The following is a 26,607-nucleotide window of genomic DNA, read 5'->3' on the forward strand; positions in this document are numbered from 1 at the left end:
AATCCTTAGGCGAGAGTGCCCCCGCTTGCGGCCACCATGCCAGAGTCCCCCCGCCGTCGCTCCGCCATGAATGCCGCTCCCCAGCCGCCCGCCACCGTTGACGCTTTTCTGCAGGCCATCTCCCAGCAGTACGAAGACCTGAGCAAGCAGCTCAAGGTCATCGCCCGGCATGTGGAGGCGCACCGCGACCACCTGGGCCTGGACGGCATCCAGACCGTGGCCGAGCAGTGCGGCGTGCAGCCCTCGGCCGTGGTGCGCTTTGCCAAGCACTTCGGGTTCTCCGGCTTCTCGGAGATGCAGAAGGTGTTCCGCGCCGGCCTGTCGCAGCAGATCGCCCCCGGCCGTTCCTACCACCTGCGGGTGCGAGAGGTGATCGAGTCGGGCAGCAGCGCTTTGCAGCCCACGCAGATCGCTGACGAGTTCCTGGGGGGCAGCATCGCCGGCATGCAGGAGCTGCGCCACGGCCTGGACCAGGCCGCCTTCACCCGCGCCGTGGACCTGCTGGCCGACACCACCGCCATCTGGATCGCCGGCTCGCGCCGCTCCTTCCCCGTGGCCGCGTACCTGGACTACGCGCTGCAGCACACCGACAAGCGCATCGGCCTGTTCAGCGGCCTGGGCAGCATGCAGACCGGCCAGACCCGCTCCATCCGCCCGGGTGACGTGCTCATCAGCATCTCTTTTGCGCCCTATGCCGAGGAGACGGTGGAGGTGAGCCAGCGTGCCGTGCAGCAGGGCGCGCGCGTCATCGCCATCACCGACAGCCGCATGAGCCCCTTGGCCCGCGATGCCGAGGCTGCCCTCATCGTGCAGGACAGCGCCACCCTGGGCTTTCGCGCCCTCACCGCCAGCATGGGCCTGGCCCAAGCGCTGTTTGTGGCCCTGGCCTACCGGCTGGAGCTGGAGTATGTGCCCTCTGCGGCGCGGGCACCGGTGTTGACCTGAGGGGGCTCGGGGGGCGCTCCGCTCATTCCACCGCCTTTGACGCGTCTTCTCCAAACAGCTCGAACACGATCCCCCGCAGCCATTGGTGTACCGGTGAGCGATGCACCTTGCCATGCCAAAACACATTGATCGCCACCTCGGGCAAATCGACCGGATGGGCACGGAAACTCAGGTCAAAGGGCTGGGCCAGGCTCTGGGCCAGCCGTTCGGTGACCGTGGCCACCATGTCTGAGCGCTGCAGGATGTGGCCCACGCTGACAAAGTGCGGCACGGTCAGGCGCGTGCTGCGCTCAATGCCGGCACGCTGGATCAGCTCGTCCACCCGGCCATGGCCGGTGCCGGCCGACACGATCACCAGGTGTTCGGCAGCTTTGAAGTCGGCCAGTGACAGGCTCGCGCGGTCCAGCGCATGGCCTTTGCGGAACAGGCACACATAGCGCTGGCGGAACAGGCGCCGCTGGAAGAAGCCAGCCTTCAACTGCGGCAGCGGGCCGATGGCCAGATCGACCTTGCCGGCCTCCATGTCGTCGCGCAGTGTGGTCGCTGTGGTGCGCACCGTGGCCAGGGTGATGCCCGGTGCCTCTTGGCGCAGGCGTTCGACCAAGGCGGGCAGGAAGACGATCTCGCCGATGTCGGTCATGCCCACGGTGAGCGTGCGCTTCACGCTGGCGGGCTCAAAGCGGCTGTGCTGGTTCAACCCGCTGTGGATCATGCCCAGGGCATAGCCGATCGGTTCGGCCAGCTGTTCGGCAAAGGGGGTGGGCACCATGCCCGCAGCGGTGCGCACAAACAGGTCGTCGCCGAACTGGCGTCGCAGCTTGGCCAGCGTGTTGCTGACCGCCGGTTGGGTCAGGCCCAGGTTCTCGGCCACTTTTGAGACGCGCCGCTCCACCATCAGCTGCTGAAAAAGCACCAACTGGTTCAGGTCAATGTCGGTCAGTTCCATGGCACCTCTATCACGCACAGTGATAAATCACATTCACGTGATTCTATTTGCCGAATGAACGGGCCGAGGAATGATGCCGGCAGCCACCAAGCCCCGACATGGACATCCTCGTACAACCGCTCAACCGCATCCTCCAGGCCGAGCCTGGCGCCAACCTGCTCGAGGTCCTTTTGCGGGCCCAGGTGCCAATGTCCTACTCCTGCATGTCGGGCCGGTGCGGCACCTGCCGCTGCCGGGTGGTCGAGGGCGACGTGCTGGCCAGTGGTGGCCTGGAGCAGCGCCCGCTGGACGCGCAGGACACCGAGGTGCTGGCCTGCCAGACCTATGTCACCGAGCCGTGCACCATCCGGATTCCGGAGCCGGACGAGGTGGTGGTGCACCCCGCCAAGATCGTCAAGGCCAGCGTCGTGGCCATCGAGGACCTGACGCACGACATCAAGCGACTCCTGCTCAAGCCGGCCAAGCCGATCGAGTTCTCGCCGGGTCAGTATGTGCAGCTTCAGTTCGGGCCGGAGCTGAGTCGCCCCTACTCCATGGCCGGCCTGGCCAGTGACGCGCTCTTCGAGTTCCATGTCCGCCTGGTGCCCGGTGGCCGTGTGACGGGCTACATCGCCGAGCAATTGAAGGTGGGGGACGCCGTCAAGGTCAGCGGTCCGCTCGGGTCGGCCTACCTGCGCCGCAAGCATGAAGGGCCCCTGTTGTGTGTGGCCGGCGGCACCGGACTGGCGCCGATCCTGTCCATCCTTCGGGGCATCGCTGCGGAGAATCTGCAGAGCGACATCCATTGCTACTTGGGCGTCCGCTCGCCGCGCGACCTCTACGGCCTGACGTGGCTCCAAGCGCTGCAGGCCCAGAACCCGAGGCTTCGCGTGCACGTCGTGGTCAGCTCCGGCGGTGACCCCAAGCTGCACCGCTGCGGCCTGGTCACCCAGGCCATCGAAGCAGACCACCCGGACCTGACGGGGTGGCGCGCCTACTTGTGCGGCTCCCCGCCAATGGTCGAGGCCGCCACGCAGCTGGCCCGCCAGCGCGGTATGGCCCCCGACCATGTCTACGCCGACGCCTTCTACAGCCAAGGCACCTGACCAAGAACAGTTCCATCCAGGAGACTTCCATGAGCGAGACATTGACCGTCTTCCCCGAAAAGCCCCAGTGGGAAACTGACGGCACCCACCGCATTCCCTTTGCCGCCTACACCGATGAGCAGGTGTACCAGCGCGAACTGGAGCGCTTCTTCTACAAGGGCCACTGGTGCTACGTGGGCCTGGAGGCCGAGGTGCCTAACCCGGGCGATTTCAAGCGCACCGTGGTGGGCGAGCGTTCGGTCGTGATGGTGCGGGATGCCGATGGTCAGATCAACGTGGTCGAGAACGTCTGTGCCCACCGCGGCATGCGCTTCTGCCGCGAACGCCACGGCAACCGCAAGGACCTGGTCTGCCCCTACCACCAGTGGAGCTACACCCTCAAGGGCGACCTCCAAGGCGTGCCGTTTCGTCGCGGCGTCAAGCAGGACGGCCAGGTACATGGCGGCATGCCCGGCGACTTCCGCACCGAGGACCACGGCTTGACCAAGCTGAAGGTGGCCGCTCGCGGTGGGGTGGTTTTTGCCTCCTTCGACCATGAGGTGGAGTCGTTCGAGGACTATCTCGGCCCGACGATCCTGGGCTACTTCGATCGCCTGTTCAACGGTCGCAAGCTCAAGGTGCTGGGCTACAACCGCCAGCGCATCCCCGGCAACTGGAAGCTGATGCAGGAGAACATCAAGGACCCGTACCACCCGGGCCTGCTGCACACCTGGTTCGTCACCTTTGGTCTCTGGCGTGCGGACAACAAGTCGCAGCTGCGCATGGACGACAAGCACCGCCACGCCGCGATGATCAGCACGCGCGGCCAGGGCGGCAAGTCCGACCAGGTCACCAGCGTGTCCTCCTTCAAGGAGAGCATGAAGCTCAACGACCCGAGCTTCCTGGACATCGTGCCCGAGGCGTGGTGGCAAGGGCCCACGGCGGTGATGACCACCATCTTCCCGTCGGTGATCCTGCAGCAGCAGGTCAACAGCGTGTCCACCCGCCACATCCAGCCCAATGGCAACGGCAGCTTCGACTTCGTCTGGACGCACTTCGGCTTTGAGGACGACAGCGAAGAGATGACCCAGCGCCGGCTGCGCCAGGCCAACCTGTTCGGCCCGGCCGGCTTTGTGTCGGCGGACGACGGGGAGGTGATCGAGTTTTCTCAGGAAGGTTTCGAGAGCAAGCCCTTCCACCGCGCCGTGGCCGAACTGGGCGGCAAGGGGGTGGAGGACACCGAGCACATGGTCACCGAGACGCTGATTCGCGGCATGTACCGCTACTGGCGCGACGTGATGGAAGCCTGAGGCACAAGGATCAAGCCATGCATACCCCACTGAGCTTTCAAGACTGGCTGGAACTGAACCAGCTCTATGCCGACTACGCCGCCGCCGTCGATTCGGGCGACTGGGCCCTGTGGCCGGAGTTCTTCACCGAAGACTGCGTCTACCGTCTTCAGCCGCGCGAGAACTTCGATCGAGGCTTCCCGCTGGCCACGCTGGCCTTCACCAGCAAAGGCATGCTGAAGGACCGCGTCTACGGCATCACCGAGACCATCTTCCACGACCCGTACTACCAGCGCCATGTCGTGGGCGCACCGCGGGTGCGTGCAGTGGTCGATGGGCGCATCGAGAGTGAGGCCAACTATGCGGTGTTCCGCACCAAGCTGTCGCAGGAGTCCACCGTCTTCAACGTCGGGCGCTACATCGACACGGTGGTCCGCACGCCCGACGGTCTGAAGTTCGCCTCGCGCCAGTGCATTTACGACAGCGAGATGATCCCCAACTCCATCATTTACCCGATCTGAGGTGAGCATGAGTCAAGCCGAATGGACCGATGTGCTCGCCGCCAGCGAGTTGCCCGCCGATGACGTGATCGGCGTCGAGGTGGCAGGACGCGACATTGCCCTGTACACCGTGGGCGAGGCCGTCTACGCCACCGACAACCTGTGCTCGCACGGCAACGCCCGCCTGTGTGATGGGTTCCTCGATGGCCACGAGATCGAGTGCCCGCTTCACCAGGGCAAGTTCGATGTGCGAACCGGTGCGCCCACCTGTGCCCCGGTGACCGAGCCGGTCGTCAGCTACCCCGTGCGCATCGAGAACGGACGGGTCTGGCTCGCCCTGGGCTGAGTCACCCGGGGCCCTTGCGGCTCTGCGTTGGCACAGCAGCCCCCAGACCAGCCCAGTCTAGGCACAGCTTCCATGCGGGGGGTGAGGAAACAGGGGGCGGCCCAGCGCTTCCTCATGATGCCCCTGCTCAGCCCCTCAGCAGGTGCACCACCAGGCCCAGCACGGCGCTGGCGGCGATTACCTCGATCACGCCGCGCTTGAAGCGCAGCAGGGCCAGGGCGGCGGCCACGGCGATGAGCGCTGAGGGCCATTCCAGCGTGCCGGCAAAGCCTTGGGGCCACAGTACGTGGTAGCCGAAGAACAGCGCCAGGTTGAGCACCACGCCCACCACGGCGGCGGTGATGGCGGTGAGTGGGGCGGTGAACTTCAGGTCGTTGTGGGTGGACTCCACCAGCGGGCCGCCGGCCAGGATGAAGACGAAAGACGGCAGGAAGGTGAACCAGGTCACCAGGCAGGCGGCCACGGCGCCGGCCAGGAACAGCGACTCGGGCCCGAACAGCGCCTTGACGTAGCCGCCCACAAAGCCCACAAAGGCCACCACCATGATGAGCGGGCCGGGTGTGGTCTCGCCCAGGGCCAGGCCGTCGATCATCTGCGTGGGGGTGAGCCAGCCGTAGTGGCCCACGGCGCCCTGGTAAACATAGGGCAGCACCGCGTAGGCACCGCCAAAGGTCAGCAGCGCGGCCTTGGTGAAGAACCAGCCCATCTGGGTGAGGGTGTGGTTCCAGCCCAGGCTGGCGGTGAGCAGGCCCATGGGCAGCACCCACAGCACGGCCCCGGCGGCCAGCACGGCGGCCAGCCGGCCCCAGGCAAAGCGGGCATGGGCCGGGGTGGGCGTGGCATCGTCAATCAGCGCCGGGCCAAACGAGGCCTTGGCCTTGCCGTGGCCGCCACCGGCCTGGAACTGGGCCGGCGCGACGCGCCCGCCCACATAGCCGATCAGGGCCGCCGCCAGCACGATGGCCGGGAAGGGCACGCCCAGCGCAAAGATGGCCACAAACGCCGCTGCGGCAATGCCCCAGAGCGTGTTGTTCTTGAGGGCCCGCGAGCCAATGCGGTGGGCCGCCTGCACCACGATGGCCGTCACCGCCGGCTTGATGCCGTAGAACAGGCCGGCCACCAGCGGCTGCTCGCCCCAGGCGATGTAGACCCAGGACAGGCCGATGAGGATGGCCAGCGAGGGCAGCACAAACAGCGCCCCGGCCACGATGCCGCCGGCGGTGCGGTGCATCAGCCAGCCGATGTAGGTGGCCAGCTGCTGCGCCTCGGGCCCGGGCAGCACCATGCAGTAGTTCAGCGCATGCAGAAAGCGCTTCTCTGAAATCCAGCGCCGGCGCTCCACCAGCTCGGTGTGCATGATGGCGATCTGCCCGGCCGGGCCGCCAAAGCTGATGAAACCCAGCTTGAGCCAGAAGGCGAAGGCCTGCCAGAAGCTGACGGGCGGCGGCGCGGCGGTGGCGTCGTCGGGTGCTGTGGATGGGGCCGGTGGGGTCATGGTGGGGCGTGTGGGGTCAGGAAATGCGGGGCAGGGGCCGCGGCCCCCGGGGCGGATTCAGGCGGCGTCTTCTGCCGCCTCGGCACCGGCCTGCAGCAGGCCGTCAAACACCGGGCTGGCGGCGGCCAGCAGGGCGTTGTCATCGCTCAGGGCGGTGCGCAGGCCGGCCAGCACCCGTTCCACGCCGGTGGCTTCGGGCGGACGCGGGCCGCCCACGTCCAGCGCATGCACCAGGCGGCACAGGGCGGGCAGGCCGGGGTGGTCCAGGCCAAAGCTGGCCACCAGCACCTCAAAGGTGACGCGCTGGGCGGTGTGGCTGAAGCGGGCGCCGTCAAAGTCATAGCCCAGCGCGCCGGCGGGCAGGTCTTGCGGCGCGGCCAACCACAACAAGGTGGGCTGCGCGTCAATGAAGCGGCCAATCAGCCAGGCACTGGCCAGCCGGTCCACCCAGGGGCGGCGGCGCGTGGCCCAGGTGCGGCCCTGAAAGTCGGCCCGGTCCAGGGCCTGCAGGGCGGTGTCGGCGGGCGCGGGCTCGCCGGGGTGCAGTGCGCGGGCGCAGGCCTGCTCCAGCGCGTGCCAATGCTGCAGCGCCTGGGCCTGGGCCGGGCCGGGAAAGAAGTCCACCGCCTGCAGCGCCTGCAGCCGGCGGCGCAGCTTGCGCAGCTGGCGCTGCAGCGCCGCCGCACCCGGTGCCGTGGCGGCGGCGGCCGCGTCCACCGTGCCCAGTTCGGCCTGCCACTCGGCCTGCAGGGTGGCCCAGTCGGGGGTGCGGTCAAACAGGGGGGTGAAGTCCGCGCCTTCAGGCGTGGGCGCCTCCAGCAGCCAGGCGCTGCCGCCATGGGCGGACACGTCGGCCGCCACCGGGGCCAGGGCCTCGCGGCAAGCGGCCTGGGCCGGCAGCAGGTAGACCCCGTCGCGCAACACGGCCGCGCCGCAGGCCTTGAGCGCCCGCCAGGCCCGCATGCGGGCGGTGGCGTTCTCCGTGGGCAGGCTGGTGACCAGGACGAGCCAGGTTTGCATAGTGATCTCTACAAAGTTGTAGAGATCATTGCATAAATTTGCTGCCGGGCGGCGGGTCAGCCCTTGGCGGTGTGGCGCTTACCGGTGCAGCGCTTTCCGGTCTAGCCCGTGTGGGCGTTGGCGCGGGGGCTGAGCCCAGGGCCCTTCAAATGCCCTTGGCCGCCGGGTTGGCCAATGCCGCCTTGAGGGCAGCCGGCATGGGGTAAGCCAGGTTCACGCCACTGGGCGGCACCGGGCGGGTGAACCACTTGGCGTACAGCTCGGCGGCCTCGCCGTTTTTGAAGACGCGGGTCAGGGTCTCGTCCACCAGGGCCTTGAAGGCGGTGTCGCCCTTGCGCAGCATGAAGGCGTAGGGCTCGTCGCGCAGGCGCTCTTCCAAGATCAGGAAGTCGGTGGGTGCGGCAGAGCGCGCGATGAGCCCGGCCAGCTGCACGTCTTCCAAGATCATGGCCTGAGCGCGGCCCGTGCTCAGCAGCAAAAAGGTCTCGGCGGTGTCTTTGCCGGAGACCTCGCCAAATTGCACCTGCTCGTTACGCCGCCAGGCGCGCAGCAGCTGGATGGAGGTGCTGCCGGTCACGGTGGCCACGGTCTTGCCGTCCAGGTGGGCCATCTGCAGTACACCGGTGTTGCGCCGCGTGGCCGCCGCAATGCTGGCCACAAAGTGCGTGGGCGCAAAGTCCACCTGCTGGGCGCGGGCCAGGGTGTGGGTGGTGGTGCTGCACTCCAGGTCGATGGTGCCGTTCTGCAGCAAAGCGATGCGGTTGGCTGGGGTGACGATGGTGTACTCCACCTTCAGCTGCGGCAGGTTCAGCTTGGTTTTGACGGCGTCCACCACCTTTTGGCACAGGTCGGCCGAGTAGCCGATGGGCGCGCCTTCGGCGCCCACCTTGTACGAGAACGGAAAGCTCGCGTCGCGCCCACCCAGGGCGATCACGCCGGTCTCGCGGATCTTCTGCAGCGTGTCGCGGGTCTGGCTCCAGGCCGTGGCGGGCTGGCCCAGGGCCAGCAGCGCGGCGGTGGCCAGCGCAGAGGCCAAGGTGCGGCGAAGGTGGGACGAGGAAGTCATGCACAGGCTCCTGCAGGGGAAGGGAGTAGAAAGTCGGGGCCGCACCGCCGGCGGCCCCGCCGCCTGTGCCGCCGGGAAGGGTTTCAGCGCAGCACGAAGGGGTTGCCCGCCACCGCGCCGGTGTTGAGCCACACGGTCTTGGTCTGCAGGTACTCACGCACCGCGTCTTGGCCGTTCTCGCGGCCCAGGCCCGAGTCCTTCACGCCGCCAAAGGGCGCCATGAAGCTGACGGCGCGGTAGGTGTTGACCCACACCGTGCCGGCCTGCAGCCGCTCGCTCATGCGGATGGCGCGGCCGATGTCGCGTGTCCATACCGCCGCCGCCAGGCCAAAGCGCACGCCGTTGGCGATGCGCAGCGCGTCGGCCTCGTCCTTGAAGCGGATCACCGAGAGCACCGGGCCGAACACCTCCTCCTGCGCGATGCGCATCTCGGGCTGCACGCCGGTGAACACCGTGGGCTGCACAAACCAGCCCTGGCCGGCCGGGCCGCCGCCGCAGCCCGGCGCGTGGCCGGCCTCGCCGCCCAGCACGGCGGTGGCGCCTTCGGCGCGTCCGATGTCCAGGTACTCCAGCACCTTGCGGTACTGCGGCGGCGTGGTCACCGGGCCCACCTGGGTGCCCGGGTCCATCGGGTCGCCCAGGCGGGCGGTGCGGGCCACCGCCAGCAGGCGCTCCACAAAGGCGTCGTGGATCGAGTCCTGCACCAGCAGGCGCGAGCCGGCAATGCAGGTCTGCCCCGTGGCGGCAAAGATGCCGGAGATGGCGCCAAACACCGCCTGCTCCAGGTCGGCGTCGTCGAACACGATGTTGGGCGACTTGCCGCCCAGCTCCATGGCGGTGTGCTTGAGCAGGCGGGCGGCCTGGGCGTTGATGTGGCGCCCGGTGGCGTCCGAGCCGGTGAAGCTCACCTTGGCCACCAGCGGGTGCTCCACCAGGGGCGAGCCCACCTCGGGCCCAAAGCCGGTGACCACGTTCACCACCCCCGGCGGAAAGCCCGCCTCGTCAAACAGCGCCGCCAGCGCCAGGGTGGAGACCGAGGTGAACTCCGAGGGCTTGATGACCACCGTGCAGCCCGCCGCCAGCGCCGGGGCGATCTTCCAGGTGGCCAGCAGCAGCGGCGAGTTCCAGGGCGTGATGGCCGCCACCACGCCCACCGGCTCATGCCGGGTGAAGGCGAAGTAGCCCGGCTTGTCCAGCGGCAGGGTGCTGCCCTGAATCTTGTCGGCCAGGCCGCCGTAGTAGCGGAACCACTGCGGGATGTAGTTCAGCTGGCCCAGCATCTCGGCGTAGAGCTTGCCGTTGTCGCGCACCTCCAGCGCGGCCAGCGCGGCGGCGTCGCGGGCAATCAGGTCGGCCACGCGCAGCATCAGCGCGCCGCGCTGGGTGGCGCTCATCGTGGCCCAGGGCCCGGTGGTGAGCGCGGCGTGGGCCGACTGCACGGCGGCGTCCACGTCGCGGGCATCCCCGCGCGCCACCTCGGCCCAGTCTTCGCCGGTGAAGGGGTTCTGCGTGGTGAACCACTGGCCGCCGGCGGGCGGGCGGTCTTGGCCGTGGATGCGCAGGGCGTGGCGGGGCAGGGCGGGGCGCAGGTCAGATGCGGGCATGGCGCGGCCTCCTCAGAATGGCTTCAGGCCCAGGGCGGCGCGGAAGCGGTTCTTGATGAAGGGGCCGTCACGCGGGGGCAGGGCACGCGGGGGCTCGGTGGCCTCAATGAACACCTGCACAAAGCCGGTGCCGGCGCGGGCATTCACCTGGGCGGCCACGCCCTCCACGTCTTCCGCGTGGCGCACGCTGCGGGCCCCGCTCAGGCCAAAGCCCCGGGCCACGGCGCACAGGTCGGCGCCCAGGCTGCTGTGGCTGCGCTGCATGCCGGTCTCGCCAAAGTGGCCGTTGTCCAGCATCACCACGGTCAGGTTGGGCGGCTGCTGCACGGCGATGGAACCCAGGGCGCCAATGCCCATGAGCTGCTCGCCGTCGCCGGTGATCACCAGCACCGGGCGCTGCGGCTGGGCCAGCGCCAGGCCCAGGCCCAGGGCAGAGGCGCCCCCCATGGCGCCCCACAGGTAGTAGTTCTGGTCACGGTCGCCGGCGGCGTACACGTCGTAGGCTGCCGAGCCCAGGCCGGTGACGACCAGGGTCTCGGGCGAGACGGCCTGCAGCAGGGCCTTGACGAAGGCGCGGCGTTCCACGCGGGGGCCGTCGGGCAGCGCGGGCTGGCCGGTGCGTGGGGCAAGGAGGGCGGGGGAGGACATGGCGAAGGTTCCGGAAGCGGCGGTGGGGGTGGTGGCAGGGGTGGCGGGTTCGGTGGGGTGGCTTGGGGGCTCGGCGCGCGTCACTTGCGCTCCCACTTCTTGCGGCCAATCAGGTCCTGGCCCAGCAGGACGGCCACCTTCTCGCCGGCCTCGAAGGCGGCGTCCAGGCCGGCGCTCACGATCTCCTCCACCTCCTCGGGACGGTGCACGCGCAGCACATGCAGGCCCATCAGCTCCAGCGCCGCCTGCGTGGCCTTGCCCATCGGGCCCTGCCAGGGGTTGAACTCGGCGTACTCGCCGCGCATGGTCACCAGCGTCAGGAACGGGAAGTCCGCCGCCTGCAGCAGCGAAAACATGTTCACGCAGTTGCCCACGCCGCTGCTTTGCATCAGCACCGCGCAGCGCTGGCCGCCCAGCCACGCGCCGCAGGAGACGGCCACGCCCTCCTCCTCGGTGGTGAGCACCACGTCGTGGATCTCGGGGTCGGCAATGGCGCTGCGGATCACCTGGGCGTGGCCGGCGTCGGGCACATAGGCGATTTGCTGGATGCCGCCGGCCTTGAGGGCGCGGAACACCGCGGCCTGCCAGGCCGGGGCTTCAGAGGGGGTGGGGTGCATGGGGTTTGTCTCCGTGGAACGGGCTGAAGGGCGATGAGAAGAATCATAGAATTTGATGCCTGAGCTTCTGAAATAGAAAATCAGCATCCTTCCATCAGCTTCTGCAATGGCCCGCCGGGCCGGAGACCTCTGCCGTGGACCTCAAGCAGCTCAAGGCCTTTCTCACCGTGGCCGAAACTGGCAACGTCACCCGCGCTGCCGAGGTGCTGCACCTGGTGCAGCCCGCCGTTTCGCGCCAGATCCGCCTGCTGGAAGAAGACGTGGGCGCCCCGCTGTTCCAGCGCGAGCGCCACGGCATGGTGCTGACCGAAGCCGGCCACGCCCTGAGCGCCTACGCCCGCCGCGCCCTGCTGGAGCTGGAGCGCGCCCGCGCCGAAATCGACGCCAGCGCCCGCGCCGCCCAGGCCGTGGGCGGCTTGGTGACACTGGGCCTGCTGCCCAGCACCATCGACCTGCTGGCCAGCCCGCTGGTGAGCGCGCTGGCCGCGCAGTACCCCGGCATCCGCGTGCGGCTGGCCATGGGCTACGGCGGCACCCTGCAGCGCTGGCTCACCAGCGGCGAGGTGGACGCAGCCCTGCTCTACGGTCCCACGGGCAGCCCGGCCACCCACCCCGGTACCCATCCAGACGTGCAGGCCGAGCCCCTGGTGGACGAGCCGCTGTGGGCCATTGCCCCAGCCGCCGCCGGCCTCTCACCCCAGGCCCCAGTGAGCCTGCAAACCCTGGCCGCCCAGCCCCTGGTGCTGCCCAACGCCCCCCACGGCATCCGCGCCGTGGTGGACCACGCCTGCGCCGTGCGCCAGCTCAGCCTGCAGGTGGCGGTAGAGACCAACGCCCTGAGCGTGCAGCGCGCCCTGGTGCTGGGCGGCCACGGCTGGACCGTGCTGCCCCCCATCGCCGTGGCCGAAGAGCTGCGCCAAGGCGCCCTCAGCGGCGCCCCGCTGACCGATCCCGACCTGCGCCGCACCCTGGTGCTGGCCCTGCCCACCGAACGCCCCACCGCCCGCCACGTGCGCTGCGCCACCCAGGTGCTGGCCGGCTGCGTGCAGCAGGCCCTGGCGGACGGGCGCTGGGCGCAGGGGGTGTGGGTGGGGTGAGGGGCGGGCCGCCCGGCGTGTGGTTGCCAGGGGGTTGGCGCTGATCAAGACCGGCGCGCCATGGCCTGTGCCTTGCCCTGGTTTCAACGTTTTCGGCTGGGGTTGGACTGTGCTGTTTTGGCATTGGCTGCCTCAGACTGGTCAGAGTCATTCGGTCTTGTTCTCCGAGCGTCTGCTGGCACCACAACCTGCCGCTTGATCTGTGCGATGGCGGAAGACCGCCAAACCACAGATTTCGGCCACTCGACTTCGACGCGCTGCGGTGTCGAACGAATGGCGGCTTTTGGCCGACCGCCGCTGGTAGTGCCGGCCCAGGCCTTCCTTCCGTTCTAGCGAAACAGCATGCCGGCCTGCTACGGTGCCGCTATCTCCCCGACAGCCGGAGCATGGCCTCGGGATAGCGTGCGCCTTCGATGGCGATGTTGGCCTGCTGGATCTCGTCCAGATCCGCAGGGTCGAGCGTCACCTGTAGGGCGCCGATGTTCTCCTCGAACCGCGCCAGCGAGCGGGTGCCGAACAGGGGCACGATCCATGGCTTTTGCGCCAGCAGCCAAGCCAGCGCCACCTGTGCTGGTGTGGCGCCGTGCCTTTGTCCGATGCGGCTGATCAGGTCCACCAATGCCTGGTTGGCCAGGCGCGCCTGCTCTGCAAAGCGTGGCGTCTGCACACGGATGTCGGACGCATCGAAGAGCGTGGTGGTGTCGATCTTGCCCGTCAGAAAACCCTTGCCCAGCGGGCTGTAGGGCACCAGGCCGATGCCAAGCTCTTCGAGCGTGGGGATGATCTCGGCCTCGGGTTCGCGTGTCCACAACGAGTATTCACTTTGCAAGGCAGCCAGCGGCTGCACGGCGTGCTCCCGGCGGATCGACTGCGCGCCGGCCTCCGACATGCCGAACCACCGCACCTTGCCCTCGACGATCAAGTCCCTCACGGTGCCGGCCACGTCTTCCATGGGCACCTCGGGGTCCACGCGGTGTTGGTAGAGCAGGTCGATGTGGTCGGTGCGCAAGCGCCGGAGGCTGCCCTCCACCGCGCTGCGGATTTGCGCCGGTTGGCTGTTGACGCCGCCTCGGTGCGCGCCGGTGGCCTGGTCAATGTCCCAACCAAACTTGGTCGCGATCTTGACCCGGTCACGCACGGGCGCCAGGGCTTCGCCCACCATCTCTTCGTTGGTCCATGGACCGTAAACCTCGGCCGTGTCGAAGAAGTCCATGCCGCGCTCCACGGCGGCGCGTAGCAGCGCAATCATCTCGGCCCGGTCAGGCAATTCGCGCGCCTTGCCATACCCCATGGAGCCCAGCGACAAGGCAGAGACTTCCAGTCCTTGTCCAAGTTGACGTTTGATCATGTTTGACCGTTCTCCGCTTTACTGGCCCGGTTGCAACAGCTCGCCGAAGGTGGACTGCAGTTCGGCGAGCTTGTCATCCCTCAGGCCCATGGCACCCAAGAATGCCAGCGGCTTGCGGTACGTCATTCCCACGTAGAGCGCAGAGGCCTTCATGGGTGTCAGCACGTCTTCGATCGTGCTTTGAATGAGCCCCTGAGGCGCGTAGAGGTGATCGGTTGCGCCGGCCGTCACCACCACCTGCATGGCTTTGCCTTTCAGCGCCGCGCCGCCAGGGCCGAACGCCCAGCCGTAGCCCCAAACCTGGTTCAGGTAGCCCTTGAGCATCGGGGTGAGGTTGAACCAGTGGATGGGGAAAAGGAAGACGATGCGGTCGGCCGCCTCGCTGGCTTTTTGCTCTGCCGCGACATCAAACGCGAACGTGTCGTGGCCGTAGAGGGTTTCGAGGTTGCGAACTTCGACGCCTTCGACCTGTCGTGCGGCTTGCTCCAGCGCCTGGATGGCTTTGGATTGTTCGGGGTAGGGGTGGGAAACGATGACCAGTGTTTTCATGGTGGTGATGGAGTTGCTCAGGCAATGCCTTCAACGAAGTAGGCGCGGCTCTCTGCCGACGCCAAACGATGGCCAAGAATGGCCTGATAGGGCTCGGATGCGTGCCAGGCATGCGCCTGTGCCAGGCTGGGAAAGCGCAGGATCACGATGACACCTGATGGTGGCGTGCCCTCCAAAGGCTCAGGGGCTCCACCCGCGACGACGCGTACGCCCCCGTAGGCTTGGTAGGTCGCCTCGACCTGTGCTTGGTAGGGGCAGATGCCCTGCGGGTCGGTGACCTTGGCCTCGATCACGAAGTAGGCCGGACGGAGCGGGACGGCCGCCTTCACAGCGCGGCCTCATAGACCAGGCGGGCTTGATCAGGCGTCACGTCGCCGTGCTCACCCAGGCGGGTCATGCCGTGTGCGGTCAGGGCCTCGACCAGGGGGGCGATGACCTCGGGCCCGAGCCCGTACCCGGACAGTCTCGTTCGGACGCCGAGGGACTCGAAGAAGTCCTGCGTCCGCTGGATGGCCTGTTCGATGCGGTCATCATCAGTGCCGTCGCGGAGCTGCCAGACGCGCTCGGCGAACTGCAACAGCTTGGCGCGTTTGTTGTCGCGCCGCAGGCGCAGCATGGGCGGCAGGACGACGGCCAGGGTGCAGCCGTGATCCAGCCCATGCAGTGCCGTGAGTTCATGCCCCACCAAGTGGGTGGCCCAGTCCTGCGGGACACCCGTGGCGATCAGGCCATTCAGCGCCATCGTGGCCGACCACATCAGCGTGGCCCGGCTGTCGTAGTCGGCCGGCCCGTTGACCACCTTCGGTCCGATCTCGATCAGGGTCTGCAGCAGCCCTTCCGCGAAGCGATCCTGAACAAGGGCCGCGGCCGGGTAGGTCAGGTACTGCTCCATGACGTGCACGAAGGCGTCCACCACGCCGTTGGCGAGTTGGCGGGCAGGCAGCGTGTAGGTCTTGGTCGGGTCCAGGATCGAGAACTGTGGGTAGACCTTGGGCGAGGCGAAGAAGGCCTTGGTGTGGGTGGTCTGCCGCGTCACCACCGCGGACGGGTTCATTTCGGAGCCGGTGGCCGGCAAGGTCAGCACCGCCGCCAGTGGCAGGGCTTCCTGCACAACGCTGCCAAAGCTCTCCAGGATGGCCCAGGCATCACCTGAATAGGGTGCGGCGGCCGCCACGAACTTGGTGCCGTCGATCACCGAGCCGCCGCCCACGGCCAGCAGGAAATCCAGACGCTCGGCTCGGACGAGGGCCACGGCGCGCATCAGCGTCTCGAAGGTGGGATTGGCTTCAATGCCCCCGAACTCGGAGCGGACGCGGGGGCCCAGCGCGGCGCGAACTTCCGCGAGGGTTCCGGCGCGCTCTGCGCTCTGACCGCCGTAGAGGATCAGCACCCGTGCGTCCGCGGGCACCAGCTTGTCCAACGAGGGCACCGTGCCCTGACCAAAAACGATACGGGTGGGGTTCTGAAATTCAAAGTTCTGCATGGCTGCCAGCGGCTCCTGATGTCGATGCACTCATTCTGGGAAGCGGCATTGATGGTGTGAATTGCATGTATGGTTGATGTATTCACAACCTTAAGTTGTCAAATCAACCGCTCTGGCGAACCTCCATGGACTCTTCTCAGCGTGTGCGCGCCATCCTTTCCTTCATCCATGTGGCCGATGCGGGCAGCTTTGCGGGCGGCGCCAGGTCACTGGGCATTTCCGCTGCGGCGGTCAGCAAGAACATCGCCGGGCTGGAGGCAGCCTTGGGCCTTCGATTGATGAACCGCACCACCCGCACCCTCAGCCTCACCGAAGAGGGACAGGCGTACTTGCGACACGCCCGGATTGCGCTGGAGGCGCTGGACGCCGCCGCCGAAGTCGCCATGGCCCACCGTGCAACACCGACGGGCAAGGTCCGAATCTCCACGAGCATGGGCTTTGGCAAGGAGCAACTGGGGCCTGCTTTGCCGGGGCTGCTGGATCGTTACCCTGGCCTGTCCGTGGAGGTGGACTTTGATGACCGCCTCGTCGACCTGATTCACGACGGCTACGACATGGCACTGCGTGGCGGTCGCATCGTGGATTCGTCGCTGGTGTCGCGCACCGTCTGCCAGTTCCACCTGGTCCTGGTGGCCTCGCCCGCCTACCTCGCACGCCACGGCATTCCGAGATCACCCGATGATCTTGGCCGACACCGCCTGCTCACCCGCCGCTTTCTCGGGGGGCGGGTTCAGGCCTGGAGCTTTCGGGCCAACGATGGCAGTCTGCTGACCCTGAACACCGATGGCGCCGTGATGACCTTGTCCTCTCCCGAGTCCCTGACCGATGCCGCCGTGGCCGGTACGGGCATAGCCGAGGTGGGTGTGCACCACGCGTGGAAGCACCTACAGGCCGGCCGCTTGAGGCTGCTGCTGCTGGGTGCGCATCACCCCGGTCAGTTCGAGATGACCTTGCAATACCCCCACCGCGCGCTGGTGGCCCCTCGGGTCAGGGCCACGGTGGACCACCTGCTGGACCACTTTTCGAAGCTCGAGGAGCTGCACGTTCCTCTTGGTGAACTCCAGGCGCATGGGGCGTAGCTGCCCGGTGGCCTCGGCGCGACTCCGCTTCGCCGGCGGGAACCGGTCGTTCATGGTGTGACGCCACTGCCGGGCAACACGAACGGTCAACATCCAACCGTACAGCGACGCGCAGCGTGGCGCTGGTCACTGTGGTCAACGTCGGCTTGATTTCGAACAGCGTGCGTCCGGCCGACCGGCTCGACCATCTGCTCACGCTGCAAAGCTGCCCACCTGATTTCAACCGGCAGCTTCAGACTGGGGACGGTCGTTCGCCGTTCTAAAGCGAATGTCAGCGGCTGCCGGAACCGGTCATTGACCCTCCTCGTGCGAAGCGATTCCCCTCGCCGCCGACAACTTTCAGTCGGAATCTGTCGTCAGCCAGGTCGGCTCAAGAGGGAATGACCTTGGTCTTCGTGACCTGCTCCCCTCACTCCCGAAAAATCTTCCCCGGATTCATCACCCCCGCCGGGTCAAACGCGGCCTTGAGCTGGCGCATCAGCGCCAAGTCCAGCGCGGGCTTTGAGCGCTCCAGCCGGGCCACGTGCATCAGGCCGATGCCGTGTTCGGCGCTGATGCTGCCGCCCAGGGCCACGCTGGCTTCGTGGACGATGCGGTTGACCTGGGCGGCGGCGGCTTCGCAGGCCTCGGGTGTGGCGTAAACCTCGCGCGCGAGCACGCCGATGACGTGGATGTTGCCGTCGCCAATGTGGCCGGCGTGGCAGACGGTGATGCCGGGCACCTCGCCTTCCAGCTGGGCGGTGACCTGGGCGATGAACTCGGGCAGGCGGCCCACGGGCACCGAGGTGTCGTTGGAGACGGTGAAGCCGGCGCGTTTGTTGGCCTCAGAGATGTGGTGGCGCAGGTCCCACAGGCGCTGGGCCTTGGCCAGGTCGGTGGCCAGCGCGGCGTCTTCTGCCAGGCCGGCTTCCAGCGCGTGGCCCAGGGCGGCTTCCAGGGCGGCGCCGGCGTCCCAGCCGGCGTCGGGGGCGGCCACTTCCACCAGCAGCAGGTAGGGGTGAGAGGCCGCCAGCGGGCTGCACAGGCCGGGCACCTGCGTTTGCACCAGGTGCACCTGGCTGCGCGAGAGGATTTCAAAGGCCTCGATGCGCTCGCCCAGGTGGTCTTGCAGCAGGCGCAGCAGGTCTACGGCGGCTTGCACGCTGGCCAGGCCCACGCCGGCGCTGGCACTTTGGCGCAGCGGGGGGTGCAGGGCCAGCACGGCGGCGGTGATCACACCCAGCGTGCCCTCGGCGCCAATGAAGAGCTGCTTGAGGTCGTAGCCGGCGTTGTCTTTGCGCAGGGCGCGCAGGCCGTTCCACACCTGGCCGTCGGGCAGCACCACCTCCAGGCCCAGCACCAATTGGCGCATGTTGCCGTAGCGCAGCACCCCGGTGCCGCCGGCGTTGGTGGAGACCAGCCCGCCCACCTGGCAGCTGCCCACGCTGCCCAGCAGCAGGGGGAACTGGCGGCCGGCGCTGGCGGCGGCTTCACGCACGGTGGCCAGCACGCAGCCGGCCTCGGCGGTGAGGGTGTTGTTGGCCGGGTCCACCGTGCGGATGCGGTTCAGGCGGCTGAGGTTGAGCAGCACGGCCGGGCGCCCGGGCAGGGCCACGGCGCCGCCGGTCAGCCCGGTGTTGCCGCCCTGCGGCACCACGGCCACACCGTGGGCAGCGCACAGGGCCACCACGGCGGCCACCTCGGCGGTGTTGCCGGGCTGCAGCACGGCCAGGGCCTGGCCTTGGTAGCGGCCGCGCCAGTCTTGCTGGAAGGCGGCGGTGTCGGCGGGCTGGGTCAGCACCCGGCGCGCGCCGATGTGCTGCGCGGCCTGGGCCAGAAAGGCGGCGGCATCCACCACCGGCGTGGCGGGCGGGCTGACGACGGATTGAGGGAGGGACATGGCGCCGCCCTCAGTCGTATTTCAGGCCGCCAATGGCCTTGATGACCGGGCCCCACTTGGCCAGCTCGGCCTTGACCTGCGCGGCCAGGGCCTCGGGGCCGCTGCCCACGGGGTTGGCGCTCAGGTCTTTGAGCTTGGCCTGCACCTCGGGGTCGGCCACCACGGCCTGCAGCTCCTTGGCCAGCAGGGCAGCCTGCGCGGCGGGCAGGCCGGCGGGGGCGAACACCGCGTTCCAGGTGTAGGTCTCGTAGCCGGGCAGGCCGGATTCGGCCACGGTGGGCACATCGGGGAACGAGGGTGAGCGCTTGGCGGTGGTGACGGCGATGGCGCGTGCCGCGCCGCTGCGGATGTGCGAGGCCGCGCCGGTCAGCACGTCGAACAGGATGGGGATCTGCCCGCCGATCAGGTCGGCCATGGCGGGGCCACCGCCGCGGTAGGGCACATGGGGGATGTCCACATGGGCCATTTGCTTGAACAGCTCGCCCGAGAGGTGCGGCGGGGTGCCCACGCCCGAGCTGCCGTAGCTGAAGCGTTCGGGGGCGGCCTTGATCAGGGCGATCAGCTCGGCCAGGTTCTGCGCTTTGACCGACGGGTGCACCAGCACCACGTTGGGCACGGTGGCCAGCAGTGCAATGGGGGTGAAGTCTTTCACCGGGTCATAGGGCGGCTTGGTTTGGGCCAGCGGGTTGATGGCGTGTGTGGCCACCGTGCCCATCAGCAGGGTGTTGCCGTCAGCAGCGGCCCGGGCCACCTTGGTGGCGCCCACCATGCCACCGCCGCCGCCCACGTTTTCCACGATCAGGGTGCGGCCCAGGCGCTCGCCCAGCTTTTTGGCCACCAGGCGGCTCACCACGTCGGTGGCGCCACCGGCGGCAAAGGGCACCACCAGGGTGATGGGGCCTTTGCCGCTTTGCGCCCAGCTGGGGGCGGTGGCGGTCAAGCCGGTCAGGCTGGCCAGGCCCAGGCCGCTGTGGGCCAGCCAGGTGCGGCGGGTGAGGGTGGGGATGCGGGGGGCCATGGCATGTCTCCAAAGAAGAGGGTGGTTCCGGGCTCGTGGAGCAGGCGCCACATGGCCCGGTTGCGGGCATCCTATTTGGTGATGGCTGGCGACGTGAAATAGAGAATCGTGATGCTTCCATCATCCGCCGGCATGCCCGGGGAGAAACCCGCAGTGCCCTGCAGGCGGGTGGCTCAAGCCCCAATCCAGCGGGCCGGCCATTCGCCTTGGGCCACCATGCGCTGGATGACCTCCACCACCAGGGCCTGCACGGCATGGGTGGCAGCGGTGCCGGGCCGGGCCACATGGGTGGCGCACACCACACGCCGGCGGATGCCGGGCTGGGTGAGGCGGGCGGCCTGCAGGCGGCCGGCGGCCACCTCGGCCGCCACCGAGCCGGGCGGCAAGATGGTGGCGCCCAGGCCGGCCTCCACCGCACGCTTCACGCTGGCCAGGGCTTCGATCTCGGCCACCACGTCCAGGGTCACGTCCAGCGGGGCGCAGGCCTCGTCGATCACGCGGCGCAGGCCGTGCTCGCGCCCCGGCAGCACCAGGGGCCAATGCGCCAGCGCGGCCAGGGGCAGTTCGGCCGGCAGCGGGTGGGGGCGTGCGGGGTCGGCGGCGGTCACCAGCACCAGCTGCTCCTCCAGCAGGGGCAGCTTGGCCAGGCCGGGCTCGGGGGCGTCGCCCAGCAGCACGCCCACGTCCAGCCGGCCGGCCAGCAGCCATTCACGCAGAAAGCCGCTGTAGGCCTCCACCAGCTTGAGCCGCACCTGCGGAAAGCGCGCCCGGCAGGCCTGCAGGATGGGCAGGGTGGCGGCCATGGCCAGGGTGGTGGGCAGGCCCACGGCCACCTCGCCGCGCAGCACGGTGCCTTCGTCGCGCACGGCCATGCGGGCGCGTTCTACATCGGCCAGCACCACGCGGGCGTGCTCCAGAAACACCTGGCCGGCCGGGGTGAGGCTGACCCCACGGGAGCTGCGCAGCAAGAGGCGGGCGCCCAGCTCTTGCTCCAGCGCGGCGAGCTGCTGGCTCAAGGAGGGTTGGGCCACATGCAGGCGGGTGGCGGCCTTGAGCAGGCTGCCGGCCTCGCTGATGCCGACGAAATAACGCAGCTGGCGCAGGTCCATGGGTATAGGCTGGAGTTATACAAACTAGCTATACAAAGTATTTCACAGATACCTTGGGGCTCCGCAGAATGCCGCCACGGCCTCTGCAACAGGGGTCAAGCCAAGCCCCACACGCCCTCTGCCGGACCTTTGCCCTATGACCGCCACGCCCCCGCTGGACCTGCCCCACTTGCAGACCTGGATCGGCCGCACCGAGACGCTGGCTGACACCCTGACCGCCGCCCCGCTGCACGCCCTGACCGCCACGCTGGACCGCACCGACCCGCCGGTGGGCCCGCACGACAGCCTGCCCCCGGCCTGGCATTGGCTGTACTTTTTGCCCGCGCACCGGCAAAGCGAGATTGGGCCCGACGGCCATGCGCAGCGCGGCGGCTTTTTGCCCCCGGTGCCGCTGCCGCGCCGCATGTGGGCCGGCAGCCGGCTGCAGTTTCTGGCGCCCATGCGGGTGGGGCAGGCGCTGCAGCGCGTCTCGCGCATCACCGATGTGCAGGCCAAAGACGGGCGCACCGGCCCGCTGGTGTTTGTGAAGGTGCGCCACGAGGTGTCGGCCGACGGCGTGCTGGCGGTGGTGGACGCGCACGACATCGTCTACCGCGGCCTGCCCGCACCGGGTGAGGCGCCACCGGCGCCGGTGGCCGCCCCCGGCGGGGCCCTGGACGGCGCGGCAGGTGCCGAAACCTGGCAGCGCACCGTGGTGCCCGATGACGTGGCGCTGTTTCGCTACTCGGCGCTCACCTTCAACGGCCACCGCATCCACTACGACCGCCGCTATGTGACCCAGGTGGAGGGCTACCCCGGCCTGATCGTGCACGGCCCGCTGATCGCCACCCTGCTGCTGGACCTGCTGCGCCGCGAGCGCCCGCAGGCCCGGGTGACGGGCTTCCAGTTCAAGGCCGTCTCGCCCGTGTTTGATGTGGCGCCCTTCACCCTGCACGGCCGCCCCTTGGCCGATGGCCGGGTGAGCCTGTGGGCCTGCACCCCCGGCGGCCACCTGGCCATGCAGGCCGAGGCCACGCTGGCGCCTTGAGCCAAGGCGGCGCACGGGGCTGACCGCCTTCGCCGCCCTGGCCACCCTGGCCGCCCCCCCCTGAATCCGCTTGTGGTGTTCTGTGGCCACGGCTGACTTGCCGTGGCCGGGACGGCCTGCGCCTGCGCGGGCGGCCCGCACCTACCGCTCTGTCCATTCCGCTTTGACCTGACCGCCATGCACACCCCTGACGACCACACCGAAATCCGTGACGCCGTGCGCCAACTCTGCCGCCAGTTCCCCGACGAGTACCACCGCCGCGTGGACGAGCAGCGCGCCTACCCCGAGGACTTCGTCACCGCCCTCACCGAGGCGGGCTGGATGTCGGCGCTGATCCCGCAGGAATACGGCGGCGCCGGCCTGTCCATGGCCGAGGCCAGCGTCATCATGGAAGAGATCAACCGCTCGGGCGGCAACTCCGGCGCCTGCCACGGGCAGATGTACGTGATGAACGCCATCGTGCGCAGCGGCTCGGCGGCGCAAAAGCAGCGCTACCTGCCCGCCATTGCCGCAGGACAGCTGCGGGTGCAGGCCATGGGCGTGACCGAGCCCACCACCGGCAGCGACACCACCAAGCTCAAGACCACCGCCGTGAAGAAGGACGGCCGCTGGGTCATCAACGGCCAGAAGGTGTGGATCTCCCGCGTGCAACACAGCGATCTGATGATCCTGCTGGCGCGCACCACGCCGCTGGCCGAGGTGCAGAAAAAGACCGAGGGCCTGAGCTGCTTCCTGATCGATCTGAAAGAGGCCGTGGGCCACGGCCTGACGGTGCGGCCCATCGCCAACATGGTCAACCACGAGACCAATGAGCTGTTCTTCGACCACCTGGAGATCCCCGAAGAGAACCTGCTGGGCGAGCTGGGCAAGGGATTCCGCACCATCCTGGACGGGCTCAATGCCGAGCGCACGCTGATCGCCGCCGAGTGCATTGGCGACGGCTACTGGTTCATTGAGCGCGCCACCCGCTACGCCAACGAGCGCAGCGTGTTTGGCCGCAAGATCGGCCAGAACCAGGGCGTGCAGTTCCCCATTGCCGATGCCTACATCGAGCTGGAGGCCGCCAACCTGATGCGCTGGAAGGCCTGCCAGAAGATCGACGCCCACCAGAACGCCGGTGCCGAGGCCAACATGGCCAAGTACCTGGCCGCCAAGGCCAGCTGGGAGGCGGCCAACGTCTGCCTGCAAACGCACGGCGGCTTTGGCTTTGCCTGCGAATACGACGTGGAGCGCAAGTTCCGCGAGACCCGGCTCTACCAGGTGGCGCCCATCTCCACCAACATGATCTTCAGCTACGTGGCCGAGCACGTGCTGGGTCTGCCCAAGTCTTATTGACTGTTTGCCCCCGGCCCGCCGCCCTGCGGTCGTCTGGCCACCCCCCGAGGGGGTCTCAAGAAGCCTTGGGGCGGCCCGGCGGCTTCTTGAGTGCCGCCTCTTCACAGGAGTCTCAATCGTGGAACGCCCCTTGGATGGCCTCACCGTGCTCTCGCTGGAGCATGCGGTGGCCGCCCCCTTGTGCACCCGCCAGCTGGCCGACTTGGGCGCCCGGGTCATCAAGATCGAGCGCCCTGACAGCGGCGACTTTGCCCGCGGCTACGACCGCCGCGTGCACGGCCAGTCGTCCTACTTTGTGTGGCTCAACCGTGGCAAAGAAAGCCTGGCGCTGGACCTGAAGCACCCGCGCGCCGCCGCCACCCTGGCCGCGCTGCTGGCGCAGGCCGACGTGCTGGTGCAAAACCTGGCGCCCGGCGCCGCCGCCCGCATGGGGCTGGACTTCGACAGCCTGCAGGCCCGTCATCCCCGGCTCATCGTCTGCGACATCTCAGGCTATGGCGACGACCCGCAGCGCCCCGGCCCCTACCGTGACAAAAAGGCCTACGACCTGCTGATCCAGAGCGAGTCGGGCTTTCTTTCGGTGACGGGCACGCCCGAGGCGCCGGCCAAGGCGGGGGCCTCCATTGCCGACATCGCCGCCGGCATGCACGCCTACAGCGCCGTGCTGGCGGCCCTGCTGCAGCGCGGCCGCACGGGGCAGGGCAGCCGCATCGACGTGTCGATGCTGGAATGCATGACCGAGTGGATGGGCAACCCGCTGTACTACAGCTTTGAGGGGGCCGAGCCGCCGCCGCGCGCCGGCGCGGCCCATGCCAGCATCTACCCCTATGGCCCCTTCCGGGCGGGCGATGGCCGCACCGTGATGCTGGGCCTGCAGAACGAGCGCGAGTGGGTGGGGTTCTGCCGCGAGGTGCTGCGCCAGCCCGAGCTGGCCAGCGACGAGCGCTTTGCCAGCAACCCCCTGCGCTCGCGCCACCGTGAGGCGCTGCGCGGCCTGATCGAGGCCGCCTTCGCCACGCTGGACGCCGACGAGGTGGGCCGCCGGCTGGACACCGCCCAGATTGCCAACGCCCAGGTGCGCGACATGCACGCGGTGTGGGCCCACCCGCAGCTGCAGGCGCGCCAGCGCTGGACCACGGTCAACACCCCGGCCGGCCCCGTGCCCGCCCTGCTGCCGCCGGCCAGCCAGAGCAGCTTTGCCCCGCGCATGGACGCCGTGCCCGCCCTGGGCCAGCACACCGCCGCCCTGCTGGCCGAGCTGGGCCTGAGCGCCCAGGACATCGCCGCGCTGCAGGCCGATGGCGCCATTCGGCTGGGCTGAACGCCCGCCGCGGCCTTCCTCACCCCACCACAAGACCGGAGACTTCCCATGACCTTTCTGCCCTGGCGCCGCCGCGCCCTCACCCTGGCTTTGGGCGCCGCCGCCCTGGCCGCGCCCGCCCTGAGCTGGGCGCAGGCTGCCTTTCCCAGCAAGCCGCTGACGCTGGTGGTGCCCTTTTCCGCCGGCGGGCCCACCGACGTGGTCTCGCGCCTGCTGGGGGCGGCCATGGGCCGGCACCTGGGCCAGAGTGTGGTGGTGGAAAACCGGGTGGGCGCCGGTGGCACGCTGGCCGCCGCCTCGGTGGCGCGGGCCCAGCCCGACGGCTACACCTTCCTCATCCACCACAACGGCATGGGCACCGCGCCGGCGCTCTACCGCAAGTTGCCCTACAAGCCGCTGGCGGACTTCGAGTACATCGGTCAGGTGCTGGACGTGCCCATGACCCTGGTGGGCCGCAAAGACCTGCCCGCCCGGGACGGTAAGGCGCTGCTGGCCTACCTCAAGGCCCAGGGCGACAAGACCAACATCGCCCACGCCGGGCTGGGCGCCGTGTCGCACCTGTGCAGCATGCTGCTGCGCCAGGCCCTGGGGGTGGACATGACCACCGTGCCCTACCAGGGCACCGCCCCGGCCATGAATGCGCTGATGGGCGGGCAGGTGGACCTGCTGTGCGACCAGACCACCTCCACCACGCCCTTCATCAAGGCTGGCTCGGTCAAGCTCTATGGCGTGACCACGGCCCAGCGCCTGAAGACCTTGCCCGACACGCCCACCCTGGCCGAGCAGGGCTTGCCCGGCTTCCAGGTGGTGGTGTGGCACGGCTTGTACGCACCCAAGGGCACGCCGGCGGCGGCGGTGCAGCGGCTCACCGCCGCGCTGCAGGCGGCCCTGAAAGAGCCGGCCGTGGTGGCCCGGCTGCACGAGCTGGGTGCCGTGATCCCGGCCGAAGACAAGCAAACCCCCGCCGGCCTGCGCGACTGGCTGGCCGAAGAAACCCACCGCTACGGCCCCCTCATCCAGGCCGCCGGCCAGTTTGCCGACTGACCGGCCCCCCACCCAGGAGACACAGCATGAAGGCACTGGTCGCGGTCAAACGCGTGGTGGACTACAACGTGAAGGTTCGCGTGAAGTCTGATGGCACGGGGGTGGACACCGCCAACGTGAAGATGAGCATGAACCCCTTTGACGAGATTGCCGTGGAAGAAGCGGTGAGGCTCAAGGAGAAGGGCACGGTGAGCGAGGTGGTGGTGGTGTCGTGCGGCGTGGCGCAATGTCAAGAGACGCTGCGCACGGCCATGGCCATTGGGGCTGACCGTGGCATCTTGGTTGAAACCGCCGAAGCGCTGCAGCCGCTGGCGGTGGCCAAGCTGCTCAAGGCCTTGGTGGACAAAGAGCAGCCGGCGCTGGTGCTGCTGGGCAAGCAAGCGATTGACGATGACTGCAACCAGACGGGCCAAATGCTGGCCGCGCTGCTGGATGCACCGCAAGCCACGTTTGCCAGCCAAGTGAGTGTGGCCGACGGCACCGCCACCGTGACGCGAGAAGTCGATGGCGGCTTGGAAACCGTGCAGCTCTCGCTGCCGGCCGTGATCACCACCGACCTGCGGCTGAACGAGCCGCGTTATGTGACGCTGCCCAACATCATGAAGGCCAAGAAGAAGCCGCTGGAAACCACCCAGCCGGCCGAGCTGGGTGTCGATGTGGCCCCGCGCATCAAGACCTTGAAGATGGCAGAGCCCGCACAGCGCGGCGCCGGGGTGAAGGTGGCCGACGTGGCCGCCTTGGTGGAAAAACTCAAGAACGAAGCCAAGGTGATCTGAAC

General features: G+C 68.7%; 26 protein-coding genes. 12 read left to right on the top strand and 14 right to left on the bottom strand.

Features of this window, described 5'->3' with window-relative positions:
* Positions 1–66: 66 nt before the first annotated feature.
* Positions 67–945 (top strand): MurR/RpiR family transcriptional regulator, encoded by an 879-nt coding sequence (locus G3A44_RS12550; RefSeq protein WP_163457872.1) that lies wholly within the window; start codon positions 67–69, stop codon positions 943–945.
* A gap of 22 nt (positions 946–967) precedes the next feature.
* Here the strand turns inward: G3A44_RS12550 and G3A44_RS12555 are convergent, their stop codons facing one another.
* Entirely contained in the window at positions 968–1,891 is a 924-nt protein-coding gene (locus tag G3A44_RS12555; RefSeq protein WP_163457873.1) for a LysR family transcriptional regulator, read from the bottom strand.
* A gap of 98 nt (positions 1,892–1,989) precedes the next feature.
* Between G3A44_RS12555 and G3A44_RS12560 the strand changes: the two genes are divergently transcribed.
* From G3A44_RS12560 to G3A44_RS12575, 4 genes are read left to right on the top strand one after another with little or no spacing between them, the layout of a single operon-like run.
* Entirely contained in the window at positions 1,990–2,976 is a 987-nt protein-coding gene (locus tag G3A44_RS12560) for a 2Fe-2S iron-sulfur cluster-binding protein (protein WP_163457874.1), read from the top strand.
* Positions 2,977–3,005: 29 nt separating this feature from the next.
* Positions 3,006–4,265, top strand: a complete 1,260-nt coding sequence (locus G3A44_RS12565; protein WP_163457875.1) for an aromatic ring-hydroxylating dioxygenase subunit alpha — start codon at positions 3,006–3,008, stop codon at positions 4,263–4,265.
* A 17-nt stretch (positions 4,266–4,282) separates the two neighbouring features.
* Positions 4,283–4,765, top strand: coding sequence for an aromatic-ring-hydroxylating dioxygenase subunit beta (locus G3A44_RS12570; RefSeq protein WP_163457876.1), 483 nt, complete (start codon positions 4,283–4,285; stop codon positions 4,763–4,765).
* Between the two features lie 7 nt (positions 4,766–4,772).
* Positions 4,773–5,090, top strand: coding sequence for a non-heme iron oxygenase ferredoxin subunit (locus tag G3A44_RS12575; protein WP_163457877.1), 318 nt, complete (start codon positions 4,773–4,775; stop codon positions 5,088–5,090).
* Positions 5,091–5,217: 127 nt separating this feature from the next.
* Here the strand turns inward: G3A44_RS12575 and chrA are convergent, their stop codons facing one another.
* The 6 genes from chrA to G3A44_RS12605 all read right to left on the bottom strand — a co-directional run bounded on the left by chrA (position 5,218) and on the right by G3A44_RS12605 (position 11,540).
* Positions 5,218–6,585, bottom strand: coding sequence for a chromate efflux transporter (chrA, locus tag G3A44_RS12580; RefSeq protein WP_163457878.1), 1,368 nt, complete (start codon positions 6,583–6,585; stop codon positions 5,218–5,220).
* 57 nt (positions 6,586–6,642) lie between these two features.
* The gene (locus G3A44_RS12585) at positions 6,643–7,605 is read right to left on the bottom strand and encodes a chromate resistance protein ChrB domain-containing protein (protein WP_163457879.1); all 963 of its coding nucleotides are present in this window, start codon (positions 7,603–7,605) and stop codon (positions 6,643–6,645) included.
* Between the two features lie 145 nt (positions 7,606–7,750).
* On the bottom strand, positions 7,751–8,671 hold the full coding sequence (locus G3A44_RS12590) for an amino acid ABC transporter substrate-binding protein (RefSeq protein ID WP_163457880.1): 921 nt from the start codon (positions 8,669–8,671) through the stop codon (positions 7,751–7,753).
* An 83-nt stretch (positions 8,672–8,754) separates the two neighbouring features.
* A complete protein-coding gene (locus tag G3A44_RS12595) occupies positions 8,755–10,275 on the bottom strand; it encodes an aldehyde dehydrogenase (protein ID WP_239061853.1) in 1,521 nt (506 codons plus the stop codon).
* 12 nt (positions 10,276–10,287) lie between these two features.
* On the bottom strand, positions 10,288–10,923 hold the full coding sequence (locus G3A44_RS12600; RefSeq protein ID WP_163457881.1) for a thiamine pyrophosphate-dependent enzyme: 636 nt from the start codon (positions 10,921–10,923) through the stop codon (positions 10,288–10,290).
* Between the two features lie 80 nt (positions 10,924–11,003).
* Positions 11,004–11,540: a thiamine pyrophosphate-binding protein gene (locus G3A44_RS12605; RefSeq protein ID WP_163457882.1), complete on the bottom strand. Its 537-nt coding sequence runs from the start codon at positions 11,538–11,540 to the stop codon at positions 11,004–11,006.
* 134 nt (positions 11,541–11,674) lie between these two features.
* On the opposite strand from G3A44_RS12605, the gene G3A44_RS12610 reads away from it, so the two are divergent.
* Positions 11,675–12,637, top strand: coding sequence for a LysR family transcriptional regulator (locus G3A44_RS12610; RefSeq protein ID WP_163457883.1), 963 nt, complete (start codon positions 11,675–11,677; stop codon positions 12,635–12,637).
* A gap of 364 nt (positions 12,638–13,001) precedes the next feature.
* Here G3A44_RS12610 and G3A44_RS12615 read toward each other — a convergent pair whose 3' ends face one another.
* Genes G3A44_RS12615 through G3A44_RS12630 form a run of 4 tightly spaced genes read right to left on the bottom strand, consistent with a single transcriptional unit; the run spans position 13,002 to position 16,017 of the window.
* The gene (locus tag G3A44_RS12615; protein WP_163457884.1) at positions 13,002–13,985 is read right to left on the bottom strand and encodes an aldo/keto reductase; all 984 of its coding nucleotides are present in this window, start codon (positions 13,983–13,985) and stop codon (positions 13,002–13,004) included.
* 18 nt (positions 13,986–14,003) lie between these two features.
* Complete coding sequence (locus tag G3A44_RS12620) at positions 14,004–14,534, bottom strand: NAD(P)H-dependent oxidoreductase (RefSeq protein WP_163457885.1); 531 nt, start codon at positions 14,532–14,534, stop codon at positions 14,004–14,006.
* 17 nt (positions 14,535–14,551) lie between these two features.
* Entirely contained in the window at positions 14,552–14,863 is a 312-nt protein-coding gene (locus tag G3A44_RS12625) for a DUF1330 domain-containing protein (protein ID WP_163457886.1), read from the bottom strand.
* Positions 14,860–16,017, bottom strand: a complete 1,158-nt coding sequence (locus tag G3A44_RS12630) for an iron-containing alcohol dehydrogenase (protein ID WP_163457887.1) — start codon at positions 16,015–16,017, stop codon at positions 14,860–14,862. The genes G3A44_RS12625 and G3A44_RS12630 overlap by 4 nt, the downstream gene beginning before the upstream one ends.
* 125 nt (positions 16,018–16,142) lie before the next feature.
* Here G3A44_RS12630 and G3A44_RS12635 point away from each other — a divergent pair, with 125 nt between their 5' ends.
* Positions 16,143–17,096 (top strand): LysR family transcriptional regulator, encoded by a 954-nt coding sequence (locus G3A44_RS12635; protein ID WP_163457888.1) that lies wholly within the window; start codon positions 16,143–16,145, stop codon positions 17,094–17,096.
* Positions 17,097–17,505: 409 nt separating this feature from the next.
* On the opposite strand, the gene G3A44_RS12640 is transcribed toward G3A44_RS12635, so the two are convergent.
* The 3 genes from G3A44_RS12640 to G3A44_RS12650 all read right to left on the bottom strand — a co-directional run bounded on the left by G3A44_RS12640 (position 17,506) and on the right by G3A44_RS12650 (position 21,102).
* Positions 17,506–18,975: an FAD-binding oxidoreductase gene (locus tag G3A44_RS12640; RefSeq protein WP_163457889.1), complete on the bottom strand. Its 1,470-nt coding sequence runs from the start codon at positions 18,973–18,975 to the stop codon at positions 17,506–17,508.
* A gap of 10 nt (positions 18,976–18,985) precedes the next feature.
* Positions 18,986–19,993, bottom strand: a complete 1,008-nt coding sequence (locus G3A44_RS12645; RefSeq protein ID WP_163457890.1) for a Bug family tripartite tricarboxylate transporter substrate binding protein — start codon at positions 19,991–19,993, stop codon at positions 18,986–18,988.
* Between the two features lie 173 nt (positions 19,994–20,166).
* Positions 20,167–21,102, bottom strand: coding sequence for a LysR substrate-binding domain-containing protein (locus tag G3A44_RS12650; RefSeq protein WP_163457891.1), 936 nt, complete (start codon positions 21,100–21,102; stop codon positions 20,167–20,169).
* A gap of 136 nt (positions 21,103–21,238) precedes the next feature.
* Here G3A44_RS12650 and G3A44_RS12655 point away from each other — a divergent pair, with 136 nt between their 5' ends.
* The 5 genes from G3A44_RS12655 (at position 21,239) to G3A44_RS12675 (ending at position 26,605) form a co-directional block, all read left to right on the top strand.
* Positions 21,239–22,129, top strand: coding sequence for an HTD2 family dehydratase (locus G3A44_RS12655; protein ID WP_163457892.1), 891 nt, complete (start codon positions 21,239–21,241; stop codon positions 22,127–22,129).
* A gap of 177 nt (positions 22,130–22,306) precedes the next feature.
* On the top strand, positions 22,307–23,464 hold the full coding sequence (locus G3A44_RS12660; RefSeq protein WP_163457893.1) for an acyl-CoA dehydrogenase family protein: 1,158 nt from the start codon (positions 22,307–22,309) through the stop codon (positions 23,462–23,464).
* Positions 23,465–23,582: 118 nt separating this feature from the next.
* A complete protein-coding gene (locus G3A44_RS12665) occupies positions 23,583–24,785 on the top strand; it encodes a CaiB/BaiF CoA transferase family protein (RefSeq protein ID WP_310734371.1) in 1,203 nt (400 codons plus the stop codon).
* Between the two features lie 48 nt (positions 24,786–24,833).
* Positions 24,834–25,829 carry a tripartite tricarboxylate transporter substrate-binding protein gene (locus tag G3A44_RS12670; RefSeq protein WP_163457894.1) on the top strand — a complete coding sequence of 332 codons (996 nt, stop codon included), beginning with the start codon at positions 24,834–24,836 and terminating at the stop codon, positions 25,827–25,829.
* A 26-nt stretch (positions 25,830–25,855) separates the two neighbouring features.
* Positions 25,856–26,605, top strand: coding sequence for an electron transfer flavoprotein subunit beta/FixA family protein (locus G3A44_RS12675; protein WP_163457895.1), 750 nt, complete (start codon positions 25,856–25,858; stop codon positions 26,603–26,605).
* Positions 26,606–26,607 lie beyond the last annotated feature (2 nt).

It is taken from the genome of Ideonella livida (assembly GCF_010499455.1).
Lineage (GTDB): Bacteria > Pseudomonadota > Gammaproteobacteria > Burkholderiales > Burkholderiaceae_C > Ideonella > Ideonella livida.

Coding starts and splice junctions, on each gene's coding strand:
- G3A44_RS12550 (WP_163457872.1), top strand. CDS start 67: ATGAATGCCGCTCCCCAGCCGCCCGCCACCGTTGACGCTTTTCTGCAG.
- G3A44_RS12555 (WP_163457873.1), bottom strand. CDS start 1,891: ATGGAACTGACCGACATTGACCTGAACCAGTTGGTGCTTTTTCAGCAG.
- G3A44_RS12560 (WP_163457874.1), top strand. CDS start 1,990: ATGGACATCCTCGTACAACCGCTCAACCGCATCCTCCAGGCCGAGCCT.
- G3A44_RS12565 (WP_163457875.1), top strand. CDS start 3,006: ATGAGCGAGACATTGACCGTCTTCCCCGAAAAGCCCCAGTGGGAAACT.
- G3A44_RS12570 (WP_163457876.1), top strand. CDS start 4,283: ATGCATACCCCACTGAGCTTTCAAGACTGGCTGGAACTGAACCAGCTC.
- G3A44_RS12575 (WP_163457877.1), top strand. CDS start 4,773: ATGAGTCAAGCCGAATGGACCGATGTGCTCGCCGCCAGCGAGTTGCCC.
- chrA (WP_163457878.1), bottom strand. CDS start 6,585: ATGACCCCACCGGCCCCATCCACAGCACCCGACGACGCCACCGCCGCG.
- G3A44_RS12585 (WP_163457879.1), bottom strand. CDS start 7,605: ATGCAAACCTGGCTCGTCCTGGTCACCAGCCTGCCCACGGAGAACGCC.
- G3A44_RS12590 (WP_163457880.1), bottom strand. CDS start 8,671: ATGACTTCCTCGTCCCACCTTCGCCGCACCTTGGCCTCTGCGCTGGCC.
- G3A44_RS12595 (WP_239061853.1), bottom strand. CDS start 10,275: ATGCCCGCATCTGACCTGCGCCCCGCCCTGCCCCGCCACGCCCTGCGC.
- G3A44_RS12600 (WP_163457881.1), bottom strand. CDS start 10,923: ATGTCCTCCCCCGCCCTCCTTGCCCCACGCACCGGCCAGCCCGCGCTG.
- G3A44_RS12605 (WP_163457882.1), bottom strand. CDS start 11,540: ATGCACCCCACCCCCTCTGAAGCCCCGGCCTGGCAGGCCGCGGTGTTC.
- G3A44_RS12615 (WP_163457884.1), bottom strand. CDS start 13,985: ATGATCAAACGTCAACTTGGACAAGGACTGGAAGTCTCTGCCTTGTCG.
- G3A44_RS12620 (WP_163457885.1), bottom strand. CDS start 14,534: ATGAAAACACTGGTCATCGTTTCCCACCCCTACCCCGAACAATCCAAA.
- G3A44_RS12630 (WP_163457887.1), bottom strand. CDS start 16,017: ATGCAGAACTTTGAATTTCAGAACCCCACCCGTATCGTTTTTGGTCAG.
- G3A44_RS12635 (WP_163457888.1), top strand. CDS start 16,143: ATGGACTCTTCTCAGCGTGTGCGCGCCATCCTTTCCTTCATCCATGTG.
- G3A44_RS12640 (WP_163457889.1), bottom strand. CDS start 18,975: ATGTCCCTCCCTCAATCCGTCGTCAGCCCGCCCGCCACGCCGGTGGTG.
- G3A44_RS12645 (WP_163457890.1), bottom strand. CDS start 19,993: ATGGCCCCCCGCATCCCCACCCTCACCCGCCGCACCTGGCTGGCCCAC.
- G3A44_RS12650 (WP_163457891.1), bottom strand. CDS start 21,102: ATGGACCTGCGCCAGCTGCGTTATTTCGTCGGCATCAGCGAGGCCGGC.
- G3A44_RS12655 (WP_163457892.1), top strand. CDS start 21,239: ATGACCGCCACGCCCCCGCTGGACCTGCCCCACTTGCAGACCTGGATC.
- G3A44_RS12660 (WP_163457893.1), top strand. CDS start 22,307: ATGCACACCCCTGACGACCACACCGAAATCCGTGACGCCGTGCGCCAA.
- G3A44_RS12670 (WP_163457894.1), top strand. CDS start 24,834: ATGACCTTTCTGCCCTGGCGCCGCCGCGCCCTCACCCTGGCTTTGGGC.
- G3A44_RS12675 (WP_163457895.1), top strand. CDS start 25,856: ATGAAGGCACTGGTCGCGGTCAAACGCGTGGTGGACTACAACGTGAAG.